The organism is Cellulomonas sp. P1_G12_2 (genome assembly GCF_056405535.1).
Map to the genome: position 1 here is coordinate 402,177 of NZ_JBFUBX010000001.1, position 23,790 is coordinate 425,966.

Below are 23,790 nucleotides of genomic sequence, written 5' to 3' on the forward strand. Positions count from 1 at the left end.
GAGTGCACTGGGTGCCATGGCCATCGCGCTGGACGTGCCCCGCCTCTACTCCGCGACCGACGACCACCAGCCGGAAGTCGGCACCACCGTGTGGGCGGTGGCGCACCCGATCGGGGAGGCGTCGGACGGACCGGACACCCGCTGGGTGCTGGTGATGGGCGAGGTGATGGGGGTCCGGCTCGACACGCCGGGCTGGCCGAACGGGCAGGTGTGGTCGACGCCGGAGCTGTGCCGGGAGCTCGCGTGGTCGCGGCACGTCGTCGGGCGTCGGCACCACACCGGCTTCGACGTCCTGCGGCTCGAGGTCGTCACGCCGAGCCTGTTCCGGCTCGCGACGCTCTGATCCGCAGGTAGCGTGACCCTCGCCCGCAACGACGAGGGAGCACCACGATGAAGGACTTCGACCAGGCGCTGCGCACCGCGGCGCCCGGCACGATCGACGGCGCCAAGCTGCTCACGCGGTTCGCCTACGAGCAGCTGGCCGTGCCGAGCGGCGGACCGGTCGGCGAGCACCTCGAGGGGTTCATCCCCGCGATCGTGCACCGCGACGGAGCGCACCACCTGGTGGCCTTCTCGTCGGTGCAGCGGTTCCACGACGAAGGCCGCCTCGGCGGTGAGGCCGTGACGATGCCGGTGCGCGAGGTGCTGCTGCGGATGCCCGCGGACGTGGGCATCGTGATCAACCCGGGCAGCTCGCAGGGGTTCGAGCTGGGACCGGACGTCGTCGCCACGCTGCGCGAGGAGCTGGCGCGGCCACACGACGAGTGATCAGGCGGGGACAGGCACCTTCACGCTGGTGAGGAACGCGGCCGCCTGGGTGAGGTCGTCGAACTCGTCCTCGACCAGGTCCACCAGCAGGTCGTTGCTCCACAGGATCAGCCGCCCGAGGGTGAACTGCTCCTTGGCCACCTCGGGAAGAGTCAGCCCGTAGACGCGCTGGGCGATCTCCTTCTTGCCGCCGCGCGCGCCGCCGTACGTCGAGATCGGCAGGTACGCGTCCGGCGACGTGGCGACGAGGACGCGGGTCAGCGCAGGCTCCTTGAAGCCCGTCATCCCCAGACCGCCCTGGCCCAGGATCAGGCGCGTGAGCCGGTCGGGCAGCGGGACCGTCGCGGGCCCGTAGAGCAGGTAGCGGATGGTGTTGCGCGTGCGGGCCGACGCCTCACGCTCGCCCATCGACTTCCACGCCCGGTTGAACGACGCGGTGGTCGCGTTGGTGGCGCCGGGGGTCTCGTTGACGAACGACAGGAGGTCGCGGGGGTCGCAGTCGGCGACCTCGTCCCGGCTGAACACCTGCTGGTAGTGCGACCAGTCGAAGCCGGGCTCGGTCGGTGCGGTCGCCGCGGCGAGCGCAGCCACCTGCTCCAGCCGGGCGGGGTCGACCGCGGAACGATCCGGGAACCGCGCCTGCAGGTCGGCCGACGAGGCCGGGAGGGCGGCCTGCGCCTTCGACTCCCCACGGGTCCACTGGTGCGCGCACGCGGTGCATCGAATGATGCGGCGATCGTCCGCCAACCGTTCGACGAGTTCGAGCTCTCCGGACGTACAGACCGGGCATGTCAGCATGGTGCTCCTTCGTCTCTACAGAGAGTGTGACGCACCCAGCGGACCTCCGGCGCCGATCGGCAGGTGCAACCACCACGTGATGCCCGTCCCGATGCGTTCCAGACCGCACTTCTCGTAGAGCCGGACCCCTGCCGGCGTGGAGTTCAGCACCACCGTCCGCGCCCCGGCGCCGGCCGCTGCGGAGCACACGGCCTGCATCAGTCCGGTGCCCAGTCCGCGCCGCTGGAACGGCTGCCAGACGTCGACGTCGAACACCCCCGCCAGGTCACCGACCCGGTGCGACCACGCGCGGCCCGCGAACCGGCCCTCGTCGTAGGCGGCGGCGTACCAGGCCCGAGCGGGACGGAGCCGCGCCATCGCAAGCTCGGCCGCGTAGCCGGCGTGCATCCCGCGGTAGTCGGTGGTCGTGGCCTGCAGCTCGACGCGCGCGTCCGCCAGGATGCCTCCGAGATCCACCGGCCCGGCCATCCACCACGGTTCCCAGCCGCGCTCGAACCCGGCGGCGGCCAGTGGCGCAGGGTCGACGTCCAGCCCGAGCCACGCGCCGACGGTTGCGGCTCCGTTGGCCCGCGCACGTTCCACGCCGCGTGCCAGTGCCGCCGGGTCGATGACCCGGGGAAACATGAGGTCGCCGTTCGCCCAGACCAGCCCGTCGTCCTCCCACGTGTCGCCGCCGAGCACCTCGGCGCGCAGCTGGAACCAGCTGAGCTGGACCCGCTCGCAGTCCGCGACGGTCACCGTCACACGGGGCCTCGTCGGATGCGCTCGAGCAGGCCGTCCGGGGTGACCGTGTCGAAGTCCCAGCTGGAGTCGATCCACCACGTGACGCCGGCGTCCTCGAGTGCGGCGATCTTGTCCGCGGCCTCGGCGGGGTCGGTCGGCAGCACGCCCTCGACCACCAGCTCGAACGGGTCGCCGCCGCGCTGCTCGGTCACCCACGCCTTGATCTCGCGGAGCTGGTCGGGGCCGAGCGGGTCGAAGGAGTTCTCCCGCCGGACCGGCAGCACCCCGTCGCGCCCGGCGGCGCGACGCATCGACCGTGGGGCGAACCACGCGCCGATCACCCAGACCGGGATGGTCCCGCGCACCGGCCGAGGCTGGAACTCGAAGTCCGTGAGCTGGTAGTGGGTGCCCTCGTGGCTGAACTTCTCGCCGGTCCACGCGAGGTCGAGGATCGCGAGGGACTCGTCGAGGAGCGCTGCTCGTTCCTTGACGTCGACGTGCTCGCCGGACACCCGGCTGTACGCGCCGTCGTCGATGGCGCCGAGGCCGACAGGGAGCACCAGGCGGCCGCCGGACAGGTGGTCGATCGTGAGCGCCTGCCGGGCCACCTCCCACGGTTTGCGCCGCGGCAGCGAGAAGACCATGGCGCCGAGCGTGAGGCGGCTGGTCCGCACCGCCGCGGCCCCGAGCAGGGTCCAGGGGTCGAACGTGTCCATCGGGCCGATGGCGATGCCGTCCCACGCGAAGAAGCCGTCCCAGCCGGCCTCCTCGGCGGCGACCGCCATCTCGATGTTCTGGGCAGCAGATCCGCACGTGGCGGTGACACCGAACTTCATGAACCGGACGCTACGCCCGGCCTCCGACAGCCGTCCGGCCGAGCGTCTCGGCGATCGCGACGTCCCACGGTGTCGCGACGAGTCCCAGCACGCGTGACGATGCCGCGGTGTCCATGACGTAGGGCTGCGTGAAGTGGTCGGAGACGGCGGCGACCTCCCGCAGCAGCGGCGACACGAGTCCCAGCGCGCGCACCACCGCAGCCGGCATCGGGCGGATCCGCGGAGCCGGGCCGTGCGCGGCGAACCGTGCGCCCAGCTCGCGCAGCGTCAACGGCTCCGCGGTCGGCACGTGCCACCCGTGCCCCCAGGCGTCGGGGGTCGCGCCGGCGGCGACGAGCGCGCGCGCGAAGTCGGGCAGGTAGGTCCAGCTGTGCGGCTGGTCGACGGCGACGACCGGCCGCACGACCTTGCCGGCCAGGAGGGGCTCGAGGAACCGCGGCCCGGCGAGCGCCTGGGAGTCCGCGAGCGGGCCGAGGTAGTCGGCCCCGCGCACCTCGGCCACCCGCAGGTCTCCTGCGCGGTGCCGGGCCTCGGCCTCGCGCCACATCTGCGCGCGGACGGCACCCTTGGAGTCGGTCGCGTCGAGCGGCGAGTCCTCGGTCATCACGGCGCCGCGGGTGGCGTAGCCGTAGAGGTTTCCTGCGGTCACGAGCACCGCCCCGGTCCGGGCTGCTGCGTCGAGCAGGGACGCCCACAGCGGCGGCCAGTCGGTGGGCCAGCGGTGATAGGCGGGCGAGGCGCAGTTGTAGAGGACCTCGGCGTCGCGGGCCGCCGCCGCGAGGGCGTCGACGTCGGTCGCGTCGACCGCCGCGTGCGTGATGCCGCCGGCGGAGGCTCCGCCGGAGCGGCTGAGCACCAGGACGTCGGCGCCCTCGGCGGCGAGAAGGTGGGCCAGCGTGGTGCCGACAGCACCCTTGCCGACGATGACGTGGCGGCTCATGGCGAGATCTCCCAGGATCGAAGTGCGAGCAGTGCTCTGTGATGTGAGCAATGCTCGCACAAGACTGCGACGAGAACAAGAGCACTGCTCGCAGTTCTGGCACACTGACGCCATGACCGAGCCGACGACCGCCCCCCTGCGCGCACGGGAGCGGGCCCGGGCCGAGCTCATGTCCGAGCTGCTCGCCGCGGCCCGCGCCCGGCTCGAGAGCGAAGGGTCCGCGGCGCTGAGCCTGCGCGCAGTCGCGCGGGACCTCGGCATGGCGTCGTCGGCGGTCTACCGGTACGTGCCCTCCCGCGACGCCCTGCTGACCCTGCTGATCATCGAGGCGTACGACGCGGTGGGCCAGGTCGCCGAGGAGGCCGCTGCCGGCGCCCGTGACGCCGGCCCCGCTCAGGCGTGGCTCGAGGTCGCGCGCGCCGTGCGGCGGTGGGCGCTCGAGCAGCCGTACTCGTTCGAGCTCATCTACGGCACGCCGGTCCGCGGCTACCGCGCCCCCGACGACACCGTGCGCTCCGCGGTCCGGGTGTGGGCGGTCCTCGTCGGGCTGCTGCTGGAGGCGTACGGGGACGGCGTGCTCGACCCGGCGGGCCCTGCGTTCGACCCCGTCGGTCGCATGACACCCGAGGTCTACGCCTTCGCCGGCTTCCCCGATCCGGCCGCCGTGCCCGTCGAGGTGGCCCGGGTGGCCACGCGGTCGGCGACCCTCTTCACATCCCTCGTCGGCGCGATCTCCGTCGAGCTGTTCGGCCACCTGCACCGGGTCGCCGCCGACCCCGCCCTGGTCTTCGACGTCACGATCGCCACGGCCGCCGCGGGCGTCGGGCTGCGGATCTCGCTCGACTGACCGGGAAATCACTGGCCGGATCGCGGCCCCGGCGCGCACCCTGGTCGCCGCGGGCGCAGGTCGCCGGCGGGTCGATGAGCCCCGCCCCGGGAGGTTCGACTCCTCCGCTCGCGACCACACACCGATCCGCCCCGCTAGCTCAACAGGACAGAGTGCCGGCCTACGACGCCGGAGGCTGCTGGTTCGACTCCAGCGCGGGGCACCACCGAGAGGAACGACGATGGCGGGAGTACTCGTCCTGAACGCGGGCTACGAGCCGCTGCACCGCGTCTCCCTCGCGCACGCCGTCCGCATGCTGCACCGCCGCGTCGCGGTCGTCGAGGAGGCCGTGGACGGCCGCACGTTCGGCCCGTACCCGCTCCCCGCGGTGCTCCGCCTGGTCCGCTACGTGCAGATGCGCTGGCGCCACCGGGGCGGGGTGCCGACGTGGTCCCGTGCAGGGATGCTCGTCCGCGACGGGCACGTCTGCGCGTACTGCGGCACCGGTGGCGCGCTGACCGTCGACCACGTGCTGCCCCGCAGCCGCGGCGGCGCGAGCTCGTGGCTGAACACCGTCGCCGCCTGCGCGGCCTGCAACCACCGCAAGCGCGACCGCACGCCTACGGAGGCGGGGATGCGGCTGCGGTTCGAGCCGCGCGTGCCGTCGCACCTCGAGCTGCTCAAGTAGAGAGTCCACCTGGTCGACTCGTCCAGGGTGAACGAGTGGATCGCACGCAGGTGGTTCGGGGGCCGTGCGGCGGTCGAGGCGTGGCGTCACCGGCGGAAGGTGCAGGCTCATCTGCGCCGCCCGCTGGTGACGGCCCACGTGTGCGAGCAGGTCGCCGTTCCGCGGACGGCGGCGGAGATCTGGGCCTTCGTCACCGACCCCGGGAACGAAGGCGCGATCCTCGGTGCCCAGCACGTCCGGTCGTTCGTGGTCCCCGGGACGCCGGCGGGCGCGGTCGGTGAGGTCCTGTGCACGGTCGTCCGACAGGGGGACGGGTCCTGGAAAGGAGTGCTCGGCGAGACGGTCGAGCGTGTCGAGGGCGTCCGCCTCGTCGTGCGGGTGCTGAGCGAGGGCCACGGCCACCGGGAGACCGTGACCGTCGCGGACGGCGAGCTGACGTGGGAGGTGGCCGCCGAGACGCACCCCGAGCACGTCGAGGCCCTACGGCCCCGCCTCTCGGCCGCGCTGGTCGAGCACCTCGGCCGGATCGCCGCGTGCATGACCGGGCAGGTCGCCCCCGAGGTCGACGCTCCGTGCGTGCCGCGGTGTGCGGACGGCGGATCGATCGTCGACATCGAGGTCACCGCCGCCATCGAGATCGCCTCGTCGGCCGAGGACGCCTGGGAGCTCGTCGCCGATGCGGAGAGGGTCGCGCTCGAGTCGTCGGACCCGTCGGCCGTGAGCTTCACGGTGCCGGGTTCCCGGCGGGGCGAGGTCGGTGAGCTCGTCTGCGTGCTCGTCGACAGGGTCGGCGGGGGGCGCGCCGCGACGTTCCAGCAGGTCGTCGGCCTGCGTCCGGGCCGGTCGATCGTGCTGCGCAGCCTCTCCGGGGTGCCCGAGCACGCGTGGGAGCGCGAGGTCGTGGTCGAGCCGCTGCCCATCGGCGCGCGCCTGACCCATCGCGTGCTGATCCCGGTGCACCGCCACGAGAGGGTGTCGGCCAGAGTCCTGTACGGGCAGGGCGCCACCCGCTACCTCCGGGTCGTCGAGGAGGAGCTGGTCCGCGCCTGAGAGCCGATCGGGTGATGCGTCAGATCGTGATCCGTCGACGCTCACGCGGAGCGGGTGAGACGTCGATGTCCAGCGCAGACCGCCGCGGACCCCGGCGCGCGGGACCGACACCAGGAGCGCCGTGAGCAACCAGGACCCGTACCAGCAGCCGAGCGGCGCCGGATGGCAGCCCGGCAGCTTCGCCGCTCCCGCCTACTCGCCGCAGGGCGACGCCTACGGCACGCCGCCGCCGTACACGGGTGACCAGTACGGCACGCCTCCACCACCGCCGTTCCAGGCCGACCCGTTCGGTGCCCCGCAGGCGCAGCACCCCGCGTTCGCGTCCTACGGGACGCCCGCGGCGCCGCCTTACGGCTACCCGGCCGGCCCGCAGTACGCCGCCCCGACATACGGCTACCCGCTCGCGTCGGCGCCGACGTACGCGCATTGGGGTCTGCGCGTCGCGGCGATGCTGCTCGACCTCCTCGGGGTGATCCCGTACTGGGTGGGTGCGTTCGTCTCCGGCATGCTGTCGACGCCCGGGTACGACCAGTTCGGTCAGCCGACGAGCGTCTCGACGCCGGCCGGCTCGGCCGCGCTGGCGATCGGCGCGCTGGTCTCGTTGGCGCTCTGGGTGTGGAACCGGGGCTTCCAGCAGTCGCGCACTGGTCAGTCGTGGGGCAAGAAGGTGGTCGGTCTGCGGCTCGCGCGCGACGAGACGGGGGAGAACGTCGGAGTCTGGCGTGCCCTGCTGCGGGACCTCGCGCACTGGCTCGACTGCTGGATCTTCGGCCTCGGCTTCTGGTTCCCGCTCTGGGACGCGAAGCGGCAGACGTTCGCGGACAAGATCGTCAAGACAGTCTCGGTGCGATGACGACGGCTCCCGGGTGGTACGACGACCGCGCCACGCCTGGCGTCCTGCGCTGGTACGACGGCACGAGCTGGACCCCGCACGTCGCGCCGCTGCCGCCCGCGCCGGGCGCGAGGGTGGCGGCCCCGTGGCCCCCGGCGCCCGTGGGCGACCCCGCGGGGATCACGGCACCTGATCAGACGCTCCACTGGTTGCTGCCCGTCGGCCGCTCGTGGCAGTCGATCCTGGCCGGCTACCTCGGCCTCCTGGCGTTGCTGATCTGGCCGCTCGCCCCGGTGGCGGTCGTGGTGGGCGTGCTGGGCCTGCGGCGTGCCCGCACCGGTGGGCACGGGTCGGGGCGCGCAGTGTTCGGCATCGTCGGCGGCGTGCTCGGCTGCGTCTTCTGCGTTCTCTACCTGGTCAACACGGCCGCATAGGCGCCACGGACGACGCTCTCGGCGGCCTTGCCGAACATGCAGTAGTCGTCGTTCGCCGCCGCGTCCGCCTCGTCGTACAACCGGGCCGGCCAGTCCCAGAGCATGAAGCCGCGGACCCAGTCGCGGCGCGCGCACGCCCCGAACGCCGCCTCGTACCAGTCGACCTGCGCCTGCTCGGACGTGGCACCGGGGAGCGCCCAGTCGTTGGGCAGCGCGGGGGAGCCGACGCGGCTGGGGCAGCCGGCCTCCATGAAGAAGAACGGCTTGCCGTGCGCGGCGACCACCGGCTCGATGCGGTCGAGCTGGTTCTCCCAGTCGTCGACCGGGTAGTAGCCCGAGGACGAGATGACGTCGACCGCGTCCCACCAGCCGACGTGGTCCTCCTGGTACTTGTCGCAGTTGTAGGTGACCAGGCCGGGGTAGACCGCGCGGACCTCCGCGACGAGCGCACGCCACTCGGCCTCGCGGCGGTCCGTCTGCACCATCTCGCAGCCGACGCAGAGCATCTCGGCGCCCTCCTCGGCCGCGATGCGCGCGTGGTGGACGATGAACTCGGTGTAGGAGGCGAACCACTCGGACCACGTGGGCTCCGGCGGGACGTCGATGTCGAAGAAGTTGATGTGCGCGCGCCACGTCCCGTTCCGGACGTTGACCACCGGCTTCAGGCAGACCTTGAGGCCGCGCGCCCTGGCCGCCCGGATGGCCCAGCGGACCTCGTCGTCGGTGACGGTCGGCTGCTCGCGGAAGTGGATCTGGGTCGACTGTGCGGTGTCCTGCAGCGCACCGAACGTGACCGCCGTCCAGGTCACCCCGAGCCGCTCGACCATCAGGTCCATCGACCGCTCGGCCTCCGGTCCGCCCCACGTGCCCCGCACGCCGGTCCAGCCCCACGTCATGCCCGCCACGTAGCCGAGGTCATCTCCAGTGATCACGAGAGCAGCCTACCGACTTTCTTCGCCGAGTGAACAAAGGGTCGGGTCAAGTTCGTGGGTCGATCTGCCGAAGGGGTGAGGTGACCGGAGGAAGCGGGCATCCAGCAGGCTGGTACGACGACGGCGTGACGCCCGGCGTCCAGCGGTGGTTCGACGGGACTGCATGGACCGAGACGACGCGTCCGCTCGCTCCTCCCGCGCCCGTCCCCACAGCGGCCTACGCGCACGATGCGGCCTTCGGCCAGCCGGTGGGGTTCGGGGTGCAGACGCCCATGACCTTCGGCTTCGGCGCCGGCTTCGAGACGCCGCGGCAGACCATCGCGCCCTTCGGACAGTCCTTCGGGGCCCCGGGTCAGCCGGGCACCTCCTACGGAACGGCCCTTCCGTTCGGGAGACTCGTCGACGAGGGTGCGGTCCGCTCGGCCCGCCGGGCGACGACCTGGTCGCTCGTGGGTGGCATCGTCGCGATGGTGGTCGGCGGGGCGGTCGCGATCGCCCGGGCACGTGCCCTGGAGCTCGGCGTCTCGGGGAGCAGCGGCAGCTACATCGCGACCGGCGGGCTGATCTCGGCGGCCGTCGCCTTCGTTCGCGCCGGCAAGTCGTACCGGGTCATGGTCGACAAGGGCGGGACCCCGTGGTCGGCCGCGGGCAAGTCGCTCGTGCTCGGTGCCGCCGGGCTCGCCGCGCTGCTGGCCGTCGTCGGTGTGGTGCAGGTGGCGCGCGCGTCGTCGCTCCCTCCGCTCGGCCCGGCGATCGCCGGCTCGTGCTGGACGGTCGAGGGCACGGGCGACGCCCAGGCACTCCAGGTGCGGTGCGAGACCGCGCACGAGTACGTGGGCACGCTCGTCACCCTCGAGAGCGACGGGTCGGACTGTCCCGCGCAGACCTACTCGGTCCTCGACCTGGCCGACGGCACCGGCTTCTACCTCTGCCTCGCCCCCGACCCCTCGCTCGGGTGAGCGCGCCGCTCAGCCCGTGTGCATCCAGGGCGTGAACGTGACGCCGACCAGCAGGCCCTCGGGGCTGAGGAGGCGCGCCGTCGTCTGACCCCAGGGTTCCTCGGTGGCGCCCTTCAGCAGCCGGTGCCCCTTCGCGGTCAGCTCCGCGACGGCCTCGGGGACCGCGGCGACGGATGCGACGTCGAACTCGATCCAGGCCTGCGGGGTCGGCAGGTCCGCGGGCCAGTCCGGCGTGCCGAACGTCGACTGCGCCGCCTGCGCGATCGGCCACAGGGCGAACGCCTTGACGCCCTCGAGGTCGTCGCTGGTGAGGTACCCCGGCGCGGGCTCCTCGAGGGCGATGCCGAGGCCGTCGCCCCAGAACGAGCGGGCGACGTGCGCGTCCCGCGTGATGGGGCCGAAGCCCGCGACGAACGAGATCTCCATGTCCGCCGACGCTAGTCCCGGCCGCCGACAGCCCCCGACGTCACCCCGCGAGGGTCCGGGCGCGCAGCAGGACCGCGTCGAGCATGGCCGGGGTCAGCCGTCCGGTGAAGGTGTTCTGCTGGCTGACGTGGAAGCAGCCGAGGAGCACCACCGTGGCGCCACCCGGTCCGGCGAGGGTCAGCTCGACGCCGTGCCCGAACCGGGGTCGTGGCCGGGGGACGGCCCAGCCCTGCTCGGTGAGCGTCGTCAGCAGGGCCTGCCACCCGAACGCGCCCAGCACCACGACGACCCCCGGCCGCACCAGCTCCAGCTCCCGCGCGAGGTACGGCCCGCAGGTCCGCCGCTCCTGCGGGGTCGGGTCGTTGGCGGGCGGGGCGCACCGGACCGGGGCGGTCACGCGGATGTCGGTCAGGGTGAGGCCGTCGTCGCGGGACACCGAGGTCCCCTGCGACGCGAAGCCCGTGCGGTGCATCGCGGCGAACAGGAAGTCGCCCGACCGGTCGCCGGTGAACATCCGGCCCGTGCGGTTGGCGCCGTGCGCGGCGGGGGCCAGGCCGACGACGAGCACCGCCGCGGCCGGGTCGCCGAAGCCGGGGACCGGCCGCGCCCAGTACGTCTCGTCGCGGAAGGCTGCCCGCTTCTCGACGCCGACGAGCTCGCGCCAGGCGACCAGCCGCGGGCACGCCCGGCACGTGGGGACCACCGCGTCGAGCGCCGCCAGGTCAGGGGCGGCCGCCGCGGCGCGCACGACGTCGTCCGGCGTCGTCGGCACGCCGGCGGGGGTCATCCGACCGTCGCCACCCACCGGGCGCGACGGACCACCTCGGCGCCGACGACGCCCGCCGCCCGGGTGGCCCGCAGGTCGCGCTCGAGGGGCGGCAGGACGCCGCCGGCCGCCAGGGCGCGGCTGCGGGGCAGGCCGAGGACGGGCACCGGACCGGAGAGCTCGCGTGCACCGAGCCCCGGCCCGGAGACCGCGACCGGGACGATGAGCGCCCGCCCGTGCAGGCCGGGGGAGCGCGGCTCGAGCGTCTCGAACGCCCGCACCGCCGCCGCCAGGCCGGCCGTGTGGCTCGCGCAGACCAGGACGACCACCGCGCCCGGGTCCTCGAGCGCGGGACTCTCGCCGGCCAGGGCGTGCGGGCCGAGGTCGTGCACGACGACCGGTCCGCGCGACGAGGTGGAGCCGGCGCGGGCGTGCAGCGTGCCCCCGGAGTGGTCGAGCAGGGCGCAGCGGCCGTCCAGCATCCGCCCGACCAGCGCCGCGACCGTCGTCGTGCCGACCCCGCCCGCGACGCCGGCCACGACCACGCGCGTGCCGTCCGGCACCGGGCCGGTCAGCCAGCGGTGCGCCTCGGGGGCCAGCAGGTCGAGGCTCATTCGCCGTCCTGGACCACGCACAGCCCGCCCAGGCGAGCGGTCATCTCCTGCACGACGGCCAGGCCGGTGCGGGCGTCCTCGGCGTTCCACGGGACCAGCGCCTCGACCCACCACAGCGGGCTGCCGTCGGTGGCCCACGTCGGCAGCTGGCGCACGGACGGCAGGAGCCGACGGATCTCGGCGGCGTTCTGGACGGTCAGTGGCTGGTGGATGCTCAGCACCGCGCGCCCCTCGCCGCCGTCGGCGCGGACCACCTGGTGCACCGCGCCACCGTGCAGCGTGCGCAGGCCGAGCTCCGGGTCCACGGACGCCCCCGCCTCGACCAGGGCGCGCGCGTCCGGCGGCGTGGGACTGAGGACGACGATCTCACGGGGCACCGAGCACCTCCGGGGTGTGTGCGACCTGGATGAGCGTGGGCCGTTCGCCGCGGCGCAGCAGCCGCCCGCGGCCGGCCGGGAGCTGCTCGGCGTAGGTGCCGGGGAAGACCTGACCCTCCGAGCGCTCGCCCGCCATGAGCAGCCCGCTGCCGCCGGTGTCGCGGATGGCCTGGAGCACCGGGTCGTAGAGCGCGCGGGAGGCACCCGCGACCGGGCGGGTGAGCAGGACGTGCAGCCGCAGGTCGCGCGCGGCGGGCAGATGGGCCAGGAGCGGGCGCAGGGGGTCGGTGCCGCCCGACGCGAGGATGTCGTAGTCGTCGACCACGACGACGATCCGCGGGCCGGGGGCGCTGCCGTCGGTCCGCTTGGCCAGCTCGGCGGCGACCGCGGTGGACAGCTGCAGCGCGAGCGGGCCGCTGGTCGCGCGGCCGCCGAGGTACTCCTCGGGGCACAGGTCCGCCAGGCCGCCGCGCGGGTCGAACAGGGCCACGACCAGCTCGTCGGGGGTCGCCCGCTCCACCAGCCCGGCGACGATCGTCCGCAGCAGGGTGGTCTTCCCGCAGCGCGGGTCACCGAGCACGAGCAGGTGCTGGTCGCGGCCGGCAAGGTCGAGCAGGAACGGGCCCATCGTGTCCTGGCGCAGACCCACCGGCACCAGGTCGGGCTCGTCCAGGGCGTCGGGCAGCTCGGCCGGGTCGAGGTCCTCGGGGAGCTGGCGGATGGGCGGCGCCGCGGGGCCGGCCCACTCCTGCGCGGTGCTGCGCGCCAGGGCCTGGAGCGACGCTCCCACCTCGTCGGAGTCCCCGTCGTCGAGCAACGGCAGCGCCACCTGCGCGAACAGGGACTCGTCGGTGAGCACGCGGCCCGGCTGGTCGGCGCGCAGGGTCGCGGCCAGCTTGCGCGCCACGGTGGAGTCGGCCGGGTCGTTCAGGCGCAGCTCGATCCGGGTGCCGACCAGCGGCTGGGCCTGCATCCGCAGCTCGTTCCAGCGCGTCATCGTCGCGACGACGTGCACCCCGAACCCGCTGCCGCGCGCGAGGAGGTCGGAGAACGGCTCGTCGAGCTCCTCGAAGTCGGACCGCAGCGCGCCCACGCCGTCGACCAGCAGGACCACGTCCGCGGCGGCCAGCTCGGGCGTGCGCCCGGCGGCGTGCTCGGCGCGCAGCATGGCCAGCGAGTCGATCCCGTGGTCCGCGAACACCCGCTCGCGCAGCGCGAGCATGCCGTGCAGCTCCTCGAGCAGCCGCCGCAGCCGGTCGCGGCTGGCTCGCGTGGCGACGCCGCCGACGTGCGGGAACCCCTCGATCCGCGCGAGCCCGCCGCCGGCGAGGTCCATCCCGTAGACCGCCACCTGCCGCGGCGTGTGCGTGAGGGCGAGGCCCGCGGCCAGGGTCCAGAGCAGGGTGGTCCGGCCGGTCTGCGGGGCACCGATGATGGCCACGTGGCCGCCCGCGCGCGTCAGGTCCAGCAGCCACGGCGCCTGCCGCTGCTTGGCCGGGTCGTCGCGCAGACCCATCGGCACGGACAGGTGTGGGTGCTGCGTCCCGAGCACGCGTCCGAGCGGGAGGCGCGACGGCAGCGGCGGCAACCAGACCGGACGCGTGGGCGTCGCCAGGCCCGACAGCTGCCCGACGATGACGTCCACCATCGACGCGCCGACGGACGGCCGGACCAGCTCGACCTCGCCGCCGCCACCGGTCTCGATGCCGTTGGCGGCGAGCACACCGTGGTGCACGGGGAGCACGAGCGGCCGGTGCAGCTCCTCGTCCACCTCCGGCTCCTGCACGCTCTCCGAGCGCACGGGCCCGGACACGTAGCCCGCGCGGAACCGCTGGTAGACGGTGGTGTCGACCTTGAGGTAGCCGTAGCCGGGGACGGCCGGCAGGTGGAACGCGTCGGGGGTGTCCAGGACGACGGTGCTCTCCGCCTCGGAGAACGTCCGCAGCCCGATCCGGTACGACAGGTACGTCTCCAGCCCGCGCAGCCGGCCCGACTCGATCCGCTGGCTGGACAGGAGCAGGTGCATCCCGATCGACCGGCCGATGCGCCCGATGGTGAGCAGCAGGTCGACGAAGTCGGGGTCGGCGGTGAGCAGCTCGCCGAACTCGTCGATGACCAGCAGCAGGTGCGGCAGCGGCGGCAGGTCCGGCTGCTGCGCGCGCAGCTCGCGGTAGTGCGTGATGGACGGCGAGCTGCCCGCGTCGCGCAGCACCTGCTGGCGGCGCACCACCTCGCCGGCGATGCTCGCGCGCGCCCGCTCGGTGAGGCCCGCGTCGTCGGCCAGGTTGTCGATGATCCCGGCCACGTGCGGCAAGGAGGCGAACGGCGCGAACGCGGCGCCGCCCTTGTAGTCGACGAGGATCATCGACAGGTCCTCGGGCGGGTGCGTGATGGCCAGCGCCGCGACGAGCGTGCGCAGCATCTCCGACTTGCCGGACCCGGTGGCGCCGACGCACAGCCCGTGCGGTCCCATGCCGAGCTGCGCGGACTCCTTGAGGTCGAGCAGCAGGGGCGAGCCGGTGTCGTCGACCCCGATGGGCACGCGCAGGAAGTCACGGGTGGACCGGCCGGCCCAGGTGCGCCCGACGTCGATGGCCGTGACGTCCGTGACGCCCAGCAGCTCGTCGGTGCCGACCGCGGCCGCGGGACCGCCGCCGCCGACGGAGTCGAGCGTGAGGCGCAGCGGGGCCAGCGCGCGGAGCAGGCCGGTGGCCAGCGAGACGGAGACGTCGTCGACCGTCGCAACGACCGGCACCGGGTGCTCGTCGCGCAGGTCCTCGATGGTCACCGTGCCGTCCTCGTCGACCGTGAGGCGCAGGGCCGTGTCCGACGGCTCGTGCAGCCGGTCGGCCAGCAGGTGCACCACCGTGACCCCCAGGTCGGCCAGCCCGAGGGCCGCGTCGACCGGCGGCAGGACGCCCGCGACGGCTCCGTGCCCGTCCGCGAGCACCAGCAGGCGCGACTCGTACCCGGCGCTCGCGGCGACGCCTGTGCCGCCGCGGCGCACCCGGGCGGCCGCCTGCGCGCGGTCCACCAGGCTGGGGCCGACGACGCGGACCAGGCCGGGCAGGTCCGCGGCCACCCGGCGGGCGGGGACGGGACCGTCGAAGAGCGCGTCGTCGACGACGTGCGGGACCGCGCCCAGCCACGCCCAGTCGCCGGCGCGGTCCGCGGAGAACGTGGCGGCGACCTGCAGGTCGTCGGGGGCGTGCAGGGCGACGGCCTGGACCGTGAGCGCGCGGACGACCGCGAGGCAGGCGTCCCGCGGCCCGATGACGGCCACCTCGCCGACGCGGTCCAGGGGCACGGTGATCGGCATCTGCGGGACGCGTCCGTGCCGGACCCGGACCGCCTCGGCCTCCGCCGCCATGGCGGGGTCGAACGGCTGCGTCGGGTTGGGGTCCTCGGGCACCCGCAGGTCGAACCAGGGCCGGTCGCCGGCCCCCACCCGCAGGTCCAGGAAGTCGGGATCGGTCCGCCGGCGCTCCCAGCGGCGCTCCGGGTCGCGCACGACGTCGACCAGCGCGACCGGGTCGGGGTGCACGGTCCGTGCCACGTCGCGCGCGTCGTTCTCGGCGTCCCGCAGGTCCGAGCGCAGGCCCTCGAGGTAGTCCAGGTACCGCTCGCGCTGCAGCCGCCGACCGCGCGCCGCCGTGCCGCGGTGGCTGAGCGCCATGCCGACCCCGCCGACGAGCGCCACGACCAGCACCATCACGCCGACCAGGACGAACAGCGGGTTCCCGCGGAGCACCAGCATCATCGTCATGGACCCGACGGCACCGACCACGGGGAGCATCGACTGCAGACCGGAGCCGCCGGCCGCGTCGTTCATCTGCGGCGGTGCGGCAACCGGGACGTCGGGCGGCGCGGCGAGGGGTCGGACCACGCGAGCAGGGCGGTGGACGAGGGTGCGCGTCATCCCGCGTCCCCGGCCGTCAGGGCGGCGTGCGGGTCGCACGCGAGGGTGAGCAGGTGCGCGCCGAGGGTGGAGAAGGCCGTGCGGACGTCGGTCCCCGGGGACGTCGCGCCCGCACCGAGGGCGGGGTCGTGGGGCACGCTCCGGACGGTCACGGCATGCGCGGCCAGCGCGTCGCGGGCCGGTGTCGCAGACGGGCCGCCGGTGCCGCCGACGTCGACCAGCAGCAGGACGACGGCGGGTGCCCGCTGCTCCGTGGTCGCCAGGTGCGACGCCAGGGCGACACCACGCTCGGCGTCCGCCCGGTCCGCGCGCGCGACCACGACGACCACGTGGTGGTCGCCGGCCACCACGGCCAGCTCGTCCGGGCCGCGCACGCCCCAGTCGGTGAGGACGACGTCGAAAAACCGGCCCACGGGGTCGACGACCTCGCGCCACGTCCGCGGCTGCGGGGGCCAAGGTGCCGACGCCGACCCGTCGCCCAGGACGGCGAGCCCGTCGCGGGTGCGCGGGAGCGCAGCACGCGCCTGCTCCGCCCGCGCGATCCCCGCGGTCCGGGCGCGGCCGTCGGCCCACGCGAGCGGTCGGTCGATCCCGCACGCGGCGGCCAGCGACGCGTTCCCGTGCCCGGCGTCGATGGCCAGCACCCCGGTCGGACGTCGACCGGCGAGCACCGACGCGACCCCGGCGGTCGCCGTCGTCGCCCCTGCCCCGCCGTGCGCCTGCACGACAGCGATCCGTCGGCTCGTGGACACTGGTCGGCGCAGTCCCTCGTCGGCCGCCACGAGGTCGCGCGCCACCGCCGTCGAGCCGGCGAACCCCAGCCGGAGCGCGTCGCGGACGAGCATCAGAACGTGCCCAGAAGGTCGCCGTAGACGCCGAACACGCCGAGCGCGACCGGCAGGACGGCCAGCACGCCGATGAGCTCCGCGAGGTCCCCGAGCCGGCGCAGCCGCGCCCGCTGCTGACCGGACGGACGCGCGCCGGCGACGATCGCGGTGAGCACGCCGACCCCGAGGGTGATCCCCGCGGCGAGCCACGGCTCCTGCGCACCCCACGGGCCGAGCACGCCGACCACCAGCGGGACCACCACGGCGACCCAGAGGGCGACGGCCTGCGTGCGCAGCGGGAGGCTGCGCGTCCGGAGCGCGACGACGGCGAGCACGATCCCGGCGAGCAGCGTGGCCCCGTCGTCGCCCGACGCGACCAGACCCGTGCAGGAGATCGCGATCGCCACGGCCACCGCGACCGCGCTCCAGGTGAGGCCGCGGTAGGCCTCGTCGAGGGTGGTCCGCACGCGCGTCCGCCTGGGGGCGGCACCGTCGAGCGCGGCGTCGTCGAGCCCGGTCAGGCCCGAGGACGTCATGGCCCACCAGGGCAGCAGCCCGCACGCGACGACGGCCACGACCGCGACCGCGGTGTCCGCGTGCACGGCGTCGACCAGCGCACCGAGCGCGAGGTGGAGCCCGGTGATCAGGGCGCCCGCGAGCGCGCCCGCGAGCGCCCCGCGGTCCCGACGGCCCACCCCGATGCCCGCACCGAGCGCGACCCAGGCCAGCAGCACGGCCGCCAGCACGCTCTCGAGGAGGTTCGCGTCCAGCAGCAGCCCGAACGGCACCGCGCAGCCGAGGGCCAGCGCGAGGAAGGCGAGACCGGCATACCGCTGCCCGCCGCGGCCGAGCCCGGCGCTCGTGGCCAGCAGGACGAGCGCGGCGAGCCCCACACCGACCGCGGCGGGTCCCGCGTCCACGTGCCCGGCCGCCACGATGCCGCTGACGGTGACCGCGAGGCCCGCGCCCGTCGCGGCCACGGCCTGTCGGGTGCCCACCGACCACCGGCCCGCGCGGGTGCGCAGCTCCTCGGCGGTCGCGTCGGTGACGTCGGCGACCTGCGGCGGGGGAGGAGCGGCCGCCGCACGCACGACGCGCAGGACCTCACCGTCGGCCAGACCCTGGGAGGCCGGGTCGAGTGCGAGGTCCACCTGGTCGCCCGAGACCCGCACGAGCGCGACCGCCTGCGGCGACAGCCGCGGGGCCTCGCCGAGCAGCTCGAGCAGCTGCGGGAGCATCGCGGCGACGCCCTCGTCGGAGGGCACCACCACCTCGGCGCGGCGGACGGAGCCGACGAGCGTCAGTCGGGTGAACGTGCTCACGGGGTCCCCCCGGTCGACGAGGGAGTGGTGGTGCCGATGCCGCCACGCAGCGAGCCGCTGTTGGCCTGGATGAACGAGTACCCCGCGCAGCCGGCGCAGAGCAGCGCCGCGATCACGGTGCTGCCGACGAACCGGCGGACGTTGTCGTTGGTGGTCCGGCGGTCGCGCAGGTCACCGTGCAGGAACGCCGCGCGCAGCCGGCCGCGGTGCACCTTGACCGACTCGAGCAGGATCGCATCAGGGTCGCGGGCCATCGAGCACCTCCTCGAACGGTCCGCCGGTGCCGAGCGCGCGCCGCACGTTGTCATGCCCGATCGCGTCGAGCACCGCGTCGAGCGCGGTCCACCCCTCGCGATCGAGCGAGCCGAGCGGGAAGTACAGGCCGGGGACGCGCGGTCGGCCGACCACGCGGGCGCCGAGCCGCGCGGTGAGCTCCTCGACGGGCAGGCCCAGCTCGCGGACGCCCGGCGGACCCATCAGCAGGCCGAGGGGCGTCGGGGGCGCCTCGAGCACGGACGGGAACGTGAGGTCGCGACGGCCGTGCCGGCCCATGACCAGGCCGAACAGGGGCATCTGGTGGGTGGCCAGCGCCGCGAACACCGACGGCAGGGAGTCGATCGCGGTCCGCGCCTGGTCGCTGCCGGGCTCGCCGATGCCGACGAGCAGCTGCGTGGTCTCCTCGAGCCCGCTCTCCGTGCGCGCGGTCCGGAGCGTGCCGATCAGCGGCCGTTCGGGCGACCCCGCCACCATGACGACCGTCTCGTTCGGCATCCGCCTGCGGGCCAGCTCCGTCAGCCGCGTGCGGTCCCACGTGCTGACCGCCGGCTCGTGCGCGCCCCACCCGCTCGGCGCCGCGCCCGTCAGCTCGTGCGCGAACAGCTCGGCTGTGGCGCCCAGCAGGGTGGTGTCCGCGGCCTTGTGCCGGACCGACTGCGAGATCAGCAGCTGCACCGACTCGGCCGGAACGGGACGCAGGAAGCGGACGGCGACATCGTCGGCGTGCTTGAGGGGCGTGCGGTCGGCGGCGTCCGCGACCGACGCGAGGCGCCGACCGTCCAGCCCGTCGCGCAGGGTGCCGTCGATCCCGCGGACCACCCACCGCCCGCCGGCGTCGCGCAGTGCCTCGCGCAGGGGGTAGGTCAGCCGGGTCACCTCGTCGCTGACCAGCGCGACGGTCCGGTGCGCGGCCGACGCCTGCACGAGCAGGTCCGCGCGGGCCTCGCTCAGGTACGCGATCTCGGCACGGGTCTCGGTGGCGATGACCTCGCCCGCGGAGGCGTCGATCGCGGGGTGCGGAGCCGTCACATGCCCACCGGCCCCTCGACCGTGAACGTCTGGTCGCCGAAGTGCACCGACGTGCCGACCGGCAGGGCCTCCTCGCCGCCGGGGGGCAGGAGCGTGCGCGCTCCGCCGCCGATCGACACGGTGGTGCCGTTGGTGGAGCCGCGGTCCGCGACCCAGAGCGTGCGGCCGTCCCAGCGCAGGGACGCGTGCGTCTTGGACACCGATCGGGACAGGTCGATGAGCGGGACCAACTGGTCCGGGACCTCGCCGCGCACCGGCTCCGGGTTGCGGCCGACGAGCGTGAGGCCGGTGACCTCGAGGCGGTGGCCGTCGGCGGCGACGAGGACCATGCCGCTCACCGCCGGGGCGCCCGCGGCGGGGGTGTCGATGACGGGGACCGCGCCGGTGGGCGGCTGCGACCGACGCGAGCGGCGCGAGCCGTCGGGCTCGGCGGGGAAGGAACCCGTGGCGGGTCTGGTGGTCGACGGGGTGGAGACGGCGGGCACCGCGCCGGTGGTCGGCGGTGCGGGCACGGTGGGGAAGGAACCCGTCGCGGGTCTCGTGGTCGGCTGGGCGGCCACGGCCGGCACCGCGCCGGTGGCGGGGGCTCCCGCGCGGCGCGCGGCGCGGGTGGCTCCGGTCGGTATCGCCCGTGCGGCGGCGACGTCGGGCCCGATCTCCCGGGGACCGGAGGCCGCAGGGGCAGCGGTCACGTCCGGCCCGACCGCGCGGGGTCGCCGCGTCGCGGGGCCAGCCGCGACCGGCGTGCTCTCGCGCGGTCCTTCCGGCGCCATGTCGTGCAACGGGTCACGACCCGCCCGCACGTCCAGCGTCACGGTGTCCCGCCACCATGTCCGCAGCCCCACGCCGGTGCCGGGCGGAAGTCCGGTGAGCGCGTCGACGGTCCGCAGTCCCAGCAGCGCGCCGCCAAGGGTCTGACCAGCACGAGCGAGCGAGACCCACATGGCCAGCAGCAGGCCGACGACGAGCACGGCGCCCGTCGCGACCAGTGCGGCACGGGCACCGGAGTCGCTCAGCAGGCCGATCACCAGCGGGGAGACCGCGACGAGCAGCAGGACGACGTCCACGGCCGTCGCTCCCGCACGGGACCCCCCGGCAGCGGGCAGGGTGCCGGCCAGGACGGTGGGCATCGTGGCCTGCGGGTGCTGCACGCGCGATCCGCACCGGGGGCAGACGTCGCGCCCGCCGGGCAGAGCGGACGCGCACACGCCACAGGAGGCGGCGACGGCGACGGTCATGCCGGCGGACCCCCTCGGTGTAGCTGGGTGCCACGGCGGTCGGCGGTCAGTCGTGGCCCTCTGCGACCGCCGATACTGGCACGTTTCCCGCGGCCCTGCGACCGCCCCCCGAGCGACACCGGTGCGCTCAGCCCGAGGTGGTCCACGACGCGGGGATGAGCTGAGTGGTGACCACCTCGACCAGGTGGTCGGTCGGCACGGTGACCTCGTACACCGCCGCGTCGACCTTGGGCAGCTGCAGCCCTTCGGCCAGGTCGGCGTTGTGGCCGGTGTAGGACACGCGTGAGACACCGGCACCGTCGGGCGTCGGCCACTGGTCGACCACCCGGACCTCGAGCCCGTTCCACCGGCCGGACATGTCCATCTCGAACAGCTCGGAGGTCTCGGCCTTCGGCACCACGCGGCGGAACCGACCCGCGGGCGTCCGCTCGAACCCGTACGCGTCCGGCGGCTCGACCTCGGCGACGACGACCACGTCGTCCCCGAGCACGTCGGCGCTGAGGTAGGTGTTCTCCCACTTCGCCATCGGACCGACCAGGCGCGAGATCCGCGGGTTCGGCGAGGGCGTCACCGTGACCACGTCGGACACCCACGCGAACCCGACGTCGACGTACCGGGCGAGGAGCGTGCTCGAGCCGTCGGCGGCGACGCGTACCAGCTCCGACCCGGCGGGCACCCGCGAGTGGACCAGCCAGTAGAGCGGGACGAGGTGGCCCGGCGCGAGCACGAACCCGGTGCCCTGGAACGGAGGCCGGTCGATGAACGGGCCACCGGTCAGCTCGCGCGTCTTCTGGTCGGGGCCACCCGTCGCGTTCTCGAACCGCAGCTGCGGCGTCGCGGGGAAGCGCAGGACGTCGACGTGCGGGGCGTCAGCAGTGAACGGAGACCCCGGGAAGCCGAGCCCGTGCGCCTCGAACAGGTCGGCCGGCGTGGTCGCCCACGCGACGTCCTCCGCGCGCACCACGAACCCCGCGACGCGGTCGTAGCCGCCGTCGAGGTACGCCGCGCTCATGGCGGGGGTCACGGCCTTCTGCATGACGGACAAGTGGTCCTCCGGGTCGTCGGCAACGGCTACCGAGTATGTCGCAGGAGCGGCAGGCGGACCGGGCACGTCCACAGCCCCAGCGGTCGTCATCTGCGGGGACGCTGCTCGCGCGGGGTCGAGTAGGTGGCGACCGACACATCGTGGTGGATCTCGCGCACGTCCGGGAGGGCATCCACCTCGAGGTAGCCGACCCACTCGTTGTCGATGGCCTCGAATCGCAGGTTCGACGGATGCCCCTGCGTGACGTCCGAGTACGGCCCCGGGTCCCGCGAGTGGGCGACGAAGACCGCCGTGCCGCGGGGTGGGGCGACGTACTCGACCCCGTCGACGACGGCGTACTGGCCGGCCTTCACGTCGACGCCCCCAGAGCCAGGGCCCTGACCAGGAGCTCCATCGCGGACCGGCGGAAAGCAGCGCCAAGCGGGTAGGGGGATGTGTCGGTCACCGCCGGGTCGATGCCGCGCTTCGCGACGATGCGGCCGAGGTCGTACCGGACCGCGCCGGCCAGGGAGGTCAGCGCAGCGACCGCACCCGGAGCGGAGCCCGACGTCCCCACCGCGCGACCGTGGACCGGCACCGACTTGCCCACCTCGACGAGCGCGTCGGCGCGGCCGCCCTTGCGCGCCGCTCGCCACGCGATCTCCTCCCACTGGTCTGCGGGGCCGCGGCGGACGGCGATGCGCACCCGGTCGATCACGGGACTCGCCTGCTCGAGGAGGGGCCGGGCGTGCAGCGCCGTGTCGTCGTCGGTGACTGGCGGAAGTGCCCGCAGGGCGTCGGCCAGGCCGGCGAAGCCCCCGATCGCGGCCCAGGTGGCGGTCGCCGTGCGCAGGGTCCAGTCCAGCCGGAGATAACCCCGGGCGTCGTCGAGGTCGTCGTCGACGGCCAGGATCCGCGGTGTCTCCTGCGCGATCATCGCCGCACCGTCCGCGTCCGCCGCCCTGGCCAGTGCCGCGACGAGGTCGCGCAGCTCGCGGTTCCGCGTGCCTCCGCTCGCCACCCACTCGGCCAGCTCGGGACTGACTCCTGCGCCGGGTGCGAGTCGGGGCGGCCGGATCACGCGAGCGGTCGGTGCTGCCGGTGGTGCCGGGACCGGGAGTGACCTGATCTCCTCCGCCACGTCTGTCAGGTCACCGACGGGCACGACGTCCGCGCGGCCGTCGGTGTGCTCGACCAGGGCGTTCGACCCGTCGACCGATCGCACCGTCACGCGCGCACCGGCCAGGCTCGCGGTCGTCGACACCGTGCTCATGGCTGTCACCTCGCCGAGACCGGCGATCGCGTCCCCGACGGGCAGCAGACCCGCGAACGCCTCACCGCTCGGCAGCGTCCGTCCGCCGACTTCCGCGTACGTGCCGACCTGCGTCGGCACGGGTCCGTCGACCACCCAACGCGGCCGGCGACGCAGGAGATCCGTCTCGCGCTCGACGACCTGGGTGAGCTCGGTCGGGTCGACGACCTGCTGCCAGGTGTACCCGGTATCGCGGACCGCAACGCCGCGCGGGCGGCTCGCGGCCTGTCCCAGGACGACCACGCCAGCCAGGCGGAGGGCCTGCACCTCCACCGGGGCGTCGTGCCACACGGCGGTCGTCGTCACGCTGAACACCCGGGTCACGTCGTCGCGGTCCACTTCGCGGGTGGTCAGCGTCGGGTCGTCGTCGGCCTCCGTCGACCGCAGCCGGACCCGTGGGGAGTACGGCGCCTCGCACGGGTGCACCGCCGCGTCGACCTCGGCGTAGTGGCCCACGCGCATCAGGAAGCGGCCTCGTCCGTTCACAGCGGGATCTCGTGGACGACTTCGAGGACGTGCGAGAGCTCATCGACAGGGACGACGCCCTGCCACTCGTCCGACTGCACCCGAGCGACGTCCCGCGTCTCCGGCAGGCCCATGCCGAAGTAGGTGAACTGCGCCAGGCTTCCGTCGACGTGCGAGATCCGTACGGTGTGCCCTCGCCAGGACGCGGTGGTCTCCACCCGGAAGATCCGCGTGACCTCGGACCGGTCGATCACCCGCGTCCACCGGCCCGAGCGATCGAGCTCGAAGCCTTCCGGCTTCGGCTGGTCACCCCCTTCGAGGAGCCGGACGAACGGCTTGTCGACGCTGACAAGCCTCCAGGTCCGACCGCTCCACTCGGCGTACGGGCCGGCTCTCACGTCGGCAGCTC

General features: G+C 74.6%; 27 protein-coding genes and 1 tRNA gene. 9 read left to right on the top strand and 19 right to left on the bottom strand.

Features of this window, described 5'->3' with window-relative positions; all coding sequences use genetic code 11:
* Positions 1 to 16 precede the first annotated feature (16 nt).
* Positions 17 to 343: a hypothetical protein gene (locus tag AC1DXT_RS02005; protein ID WP_477059705.1), complete on the top strand. Its 327-nt coding sequence runs from the start codon at positions 17 to 19 to the stop codon at positions 341 to 343.
* Positions 344 to 390: 47 nt separating this feature from the next.
* Entirely contained in the window at positions 391 to 768 is a 378-nt protein-coding gene (locus tag AC1DXT_RS02010) for an SseB family protein (RefSeq protein ID WP_477059706.1), read from the top strand.
* Here AC1DXT_RS02010 and AC1DXT_RS02015 read toward each other — a convergent pair whose 3' ends face one another.
* From AC1DXT_RS02015 to AC1DXT_RS02030, 4 genes are read right to left on the bottom strand one after another with little or no spacing between them, the layout of a single operon-like run.
* Positions 769 to 1,566 (bottom strand): hypothetical protein, encoded by a 798-nt coding sequence (locus AC1DXT_RS02015; RefSeq protein WP_477059707.1) that lies wholly within the window; start codon positions 1,564 to 1,566, stop codon positions 769 to 771.
* 15 nt (positions 1,567 to 1,581) lie between these two features.
* Positions 1,582 to 2,310, bottom strand: coding sequence for a GNAT family N-acetyltransferase (locus AC1DXT_RS02020; protein ID WP_477059708.1), 729 nt, complete (start codon positions 2,308 to 2,310; stop codon positions 1,582 to 1,584).
* The gene (locus AC1DXT_RS02025) at positions 2,307 to 3,125 is read right to left on the bottom strand and encodes an LLM class flavin-dependent oxidoreductase (RefSeq protein ID WP_477059709.1); all 819 of its coding nucleotides are present in this window, start codon (positions 3,123 to 3,125) and stop codon (positions 2,307 to 2,309) included. Before AC1DXT_RS02025 ends, AC1DXT_RS02020 begins: the two co-directional genes overlap by 4 nt.
* Positions 3,126 to 3,135: 10 nt before the next feature.
* Positions 3,136 to 4,065: an NAD-dependent epimerase/dehydratase family protein gene (locus AC1DXT_RS02030; protein ID WP_477059710.1), complete on the bottom strand. Its 930-nt coding sequence runs from the start codon at positions 4,063 to 4,065 to the stop codon at positions 3,136 to 3,138.
* A 112-nt stretch (positions 4,066 to 4,177) separates the two neighbouring features.
* On the opposite strand from AC1DXT_RS02030, the gene AC1DXT_RS02035 reads away from it, so the two are divergent.
* The 6 genes from AC1DXT_RS02035 to AC1DXT_RS02060 all read left to right on the top strand — a co-directional run bounded on the left by AC1DXT_RS02035 (position 4,178) and on the right by AC1DXT_RS02060 (position 7,895).
* Positions 4,178 to 4,912 carry a TetR/AcrR family transcriptional regulator gene (locus tag AC1DXT_RS02035; protein WP_477059711.1) on the top strand — a complete coding sequence of 245 codons (735 nt, stop codon included), beginning with the start codon at positions 4,178 to 4,180 and terminating at the stop codon, positions 4,910 to 4,912.
* A 128-nt stretch (positions 4,913 to 5,040) separates the two neighbouring features.
* Positions 5,041 to 5,117: transfer RNA gene (locus AC1DXT_RS02040), tRNA-Arg, on the top strand.
* A 15-nt stretch (positions 5,118 to 5,132) separates the two neighbouring features.
* Positions 5,133 to 5,579, top strand: a complete 447-nt coding sequence (locus tag AC1DXT_RS02045) for an HNH endonuclease (protein WP_477059712.1) — start codon at positions 5,133 to 5,135, stop codon at positions 5,577 to 5,579.
* Positions 5,580 to 5,678: 99 nt separating this feature from the next.
* Positions 5,679 to 6,629: a hypothetical protein gene (locus AC1DXT_RS02050; protein ID WP_477059713.1), complete on the top strand. Its 951-nt coding sequence runs from the start codon at positions 5,679 to 5,681 to the stop codon at positions 6,627 to 6,629.
* A gap of 121 nt (positions 6,630 to 6,750) precedes the next feature.
* On the top strand, positions 6,751 to 7,482 hold the full coding sequence (locus AC1DXT_RS02055; RefSeq protein WP_477059714.1) for an RDD family protein: 732 nt from the start codon (positions 6,751 to 6,753) through the stop codon (positions 7,480 to 7,482).
* Positions 7,479 to 7,895, top strand: coding sequence for a DUF2510 domain-containing protein (locus tag AC1DXT_RS02060; RefSeq protein ID WP_477059715.1), 417 nt, complete (start codon positions 7,479 to 7,481; stop codon positions 7,893 to 7,895). Before AC1DXT_RS02055 ends, AC1DXT_RS02060 begins: the two co-directional genes overlap by 4 nt.
* Here the strand turns inward: AC1DXT_RS02060 and AC1DXT_RS02065 are convergent.
* The gene (locus tag AC1DXT_RS02065) at positions 7,871 to 8,827 is read right to left on the bottom strand and encodes a glycoside hydrolase family 113 (RefSeq protein ID WP_477059716.1); all 957 of its coding nucleotides are present in this window, start codon (positions 8,825 to 8,827) and stop codon (positions 7,871 to 7,873) included. The two genes, AC1DXT_RS02060 and AC1DXT_RS02065, sit on opposite strands and share 25 nt — an antisense overlap.
* A gap of 80 nt (positions 8,828 to 8,907) precedes the next feature.
* On the opposite strand from AC1DXT_RS02065, the gene AC1DXT_RS02070 reads away from it, so the two are divergent.
* A complete protein-coding gene (locus AC1DXT_RS02070) occupies positions 8,908 to 9,786 on the top strand; it encodes a DUF2510 domain-containing protein (protein WP_477059717.1) in 879 nt (292 codons plus the stop codon).
* Positions 9,787 to 9,795: 9 nt separating this feature from the next.
* On the opposite strand, the gene AC1DXT_RS02075 is transcribed toward AC1DXT_RS02070, so the two are convergent.
* The 14 genes from AC1DXT_RS02075 to AC1DXT_RS02140 all read right to left on the bottom strand — a co-directional run bounded on the left by AC1DXT_RS02075 (position 9,796) and on the right by AC1DXT_RS02140 (position 23,779).
* The gene (locus tag AC1DXT_RS02075) at positions 9,796 to 10,212 is read right to left on the bottom strand and encodes a VOC family protein (RefSeq protein ID WP_477059718.1); all 417 of its coding nucleotides are present in this window, start codon (positions 10,210 to 10,212) and stop codon (positions 9,796 to 9,798) included.
* A gap of 40 nt (positions 10,213 to 10,252) precedes the next feature.
* Positions 10,253 to 10,999 carry a uracil-DNA glycosylase gene (locus AC1DXT_RS02080; RefSeq protein ID WP_477059719.1) on the bottom strand — a complete coding sequence of 249 codons (747 nt, stop codon included), beginning with the start codon at positions 10,997 to 10,999 and terminating at the stop codon, positions 10,253 to 10,255.
* A complete protein-coding gene (locus AC1DXT_RS02085) occupies positions 10,996 to 11,592 on the bottom strand; it encodes a hypothetical protein (RefSeq protein ID WP_477059720.1) in 597 nt (198 codons plus the stop codon). The genes AC1DXT_RS02080 and AC1DXT_RS02085 overlap by 4 nt, the downstream gene beginning before the upstream one ends.
* The gene (locus AC1DXT_RS02090) at positions 11,589 to 11,969 is read right to left on the bottom strand and encodes a hypothetical protein (RefSeq protein WP_477059721.1); all 381 of its coding nucleotides are present in this window, start codon (positions 11,967 to 11,969) and stop codon (positions 11,589 to 11,591) included. Before AC1DXT_RS02090 ends, AC1DXT_RS02085 begins: the two co-directional genes overlap by 4 nt.
* Positions 11,959 to 15,855, bottom strand: coding sequence for a type VII secretion protein EccCa (gene eccCa, locus AC1DXT_RS02095; protein ID WP_477059722.1), 3,897 nt, complete (start codon positions 15,853 to 15,855; stop codon positions 11,959 to 11,961). Before eccCa ends, AC1DXT_RS02090 begins: the two co-directional genes overlap by 11 nt.
* A gap of 29 nt (positions 15,856 to 15,884) precedes the next feature.
* Complete coding sequence (locus AC1DXT_RS02100) at positions 15,885 to 16,733, bottom strand: hypothetical protein (protein WP_477059723.1); 849 nt, start codon at positions 16,731 to 16,733, stop codon at positions 15,885 to 15,887.
* Positions 16,733 to 18,037, bottom strand: a complete 1,305-nt coding sequence (locus AC1DXT_RS02105) for an EsaB/YukD family protein (RefSeq protein ID WP_477059724.1) — start codon at positions 18,035 to 18,037, stop codon at positions 16,733 to 16,735. Before AC1DXT_RS02105 ends, AC1DXT_RS02100 begins: the two co-directional genes overlap by 1 nt.
* Entirely contained in the window at positions 18,034 to 18,291 is a 258-nt protein-coding gene (locus tag AC1DXT_RS02110) for a hypothetical protein (RefSeq protein WP_477059725.1), read from the bottom strand. The genes AC1DXT_RS02105 and AC1DXT_RS02110 overlap by 4 nt, the downstream gene beginning before the upstream one ends.
* Positions 18,275 to 19,342, bottom strand: coding sequence for a DUF6177 family protein (locus AC1DXT_RS02115; RefSeq protein ID WP_477059726.1), 1,068 nt, complete (start codon positions 19,340 to 19,342; stop codon positions 18,275 to 18,277). Before AC1DXT_RS02115 ends, AC1DXT_RS02110 begins: the two co-directional genes overlap by 17 nt.
* Entirely contained in the window at positions 19,339 to 20,493 is a 1,155-nt protein-coding gene (locus AC1DXT_RS02120; RefSeq protein ID WP_477059727.1) for an RDD family protein, read from the bottom strand. The genes AC1DXT_RS02115 and AC1DXT_RS02120 overlap by 4 nt, the downstream gene beginning before the upstream one ends.
* A 214-nt stretch (positions 20,494 to 20,707) precedes the next feature.
* Positions 20,708 to 21,715: a hypothetical protein gene (locus AC1DXT_RS02125; RefSeq protein WP_477059728.1), complete on the bottom strand. Its 1,008-nt coding sequence runs from the start codon at positions 21,713 to 21,715 to the stop codon at positions 20,708 to 20,710.
* A complete protein-coding gene (locus AC1DXT_RS02130; protein ID WP_477059729.1) occupies positions 21,712 to 21,978 on the bottom strand; it encodes a hypothetical protein in 267 nt (88 codons plus the stop codon). The genes AC1DXT_RS02125 and AC1DXT_RS02130 overlap by 4 nt, the downstream gene beginning before the upstream one ends.
* On the bottom strand, positions 21,975 to 23,402 hold the full coding sequence (locus AC1DXT_RS02135; protein ID WP_477059730.1) for a hypothetical protein: 1,428 nt from the start codon (positions 23,400 to 23,402) through the stop codon (positions 21,975 to 21,977). Before AC1DXT_RS02135 ends, AC1DXT_RS02130 begins: the two co-directional genes overlap by 4 nt.
* The gene (locus AC1DXT_RS02140) at positions 23,399 to 23,779 is read right to left on the bottom strand and encodes a hypothetical protein (protein ID WP_477059731.1); all 381 of its coding nucleotides are present in this window, start codon (positions 23,777 to 23,779) and stop codon (positions 23,399 to 23,401) included. Before AC1DXT_RS02140 ends, AC1DXT_RS02135 begins: the two co-directional genes overlap by 4 nt.
* Positions 23,780 to 23,790 lie beyond the last annotated feature (11 nt).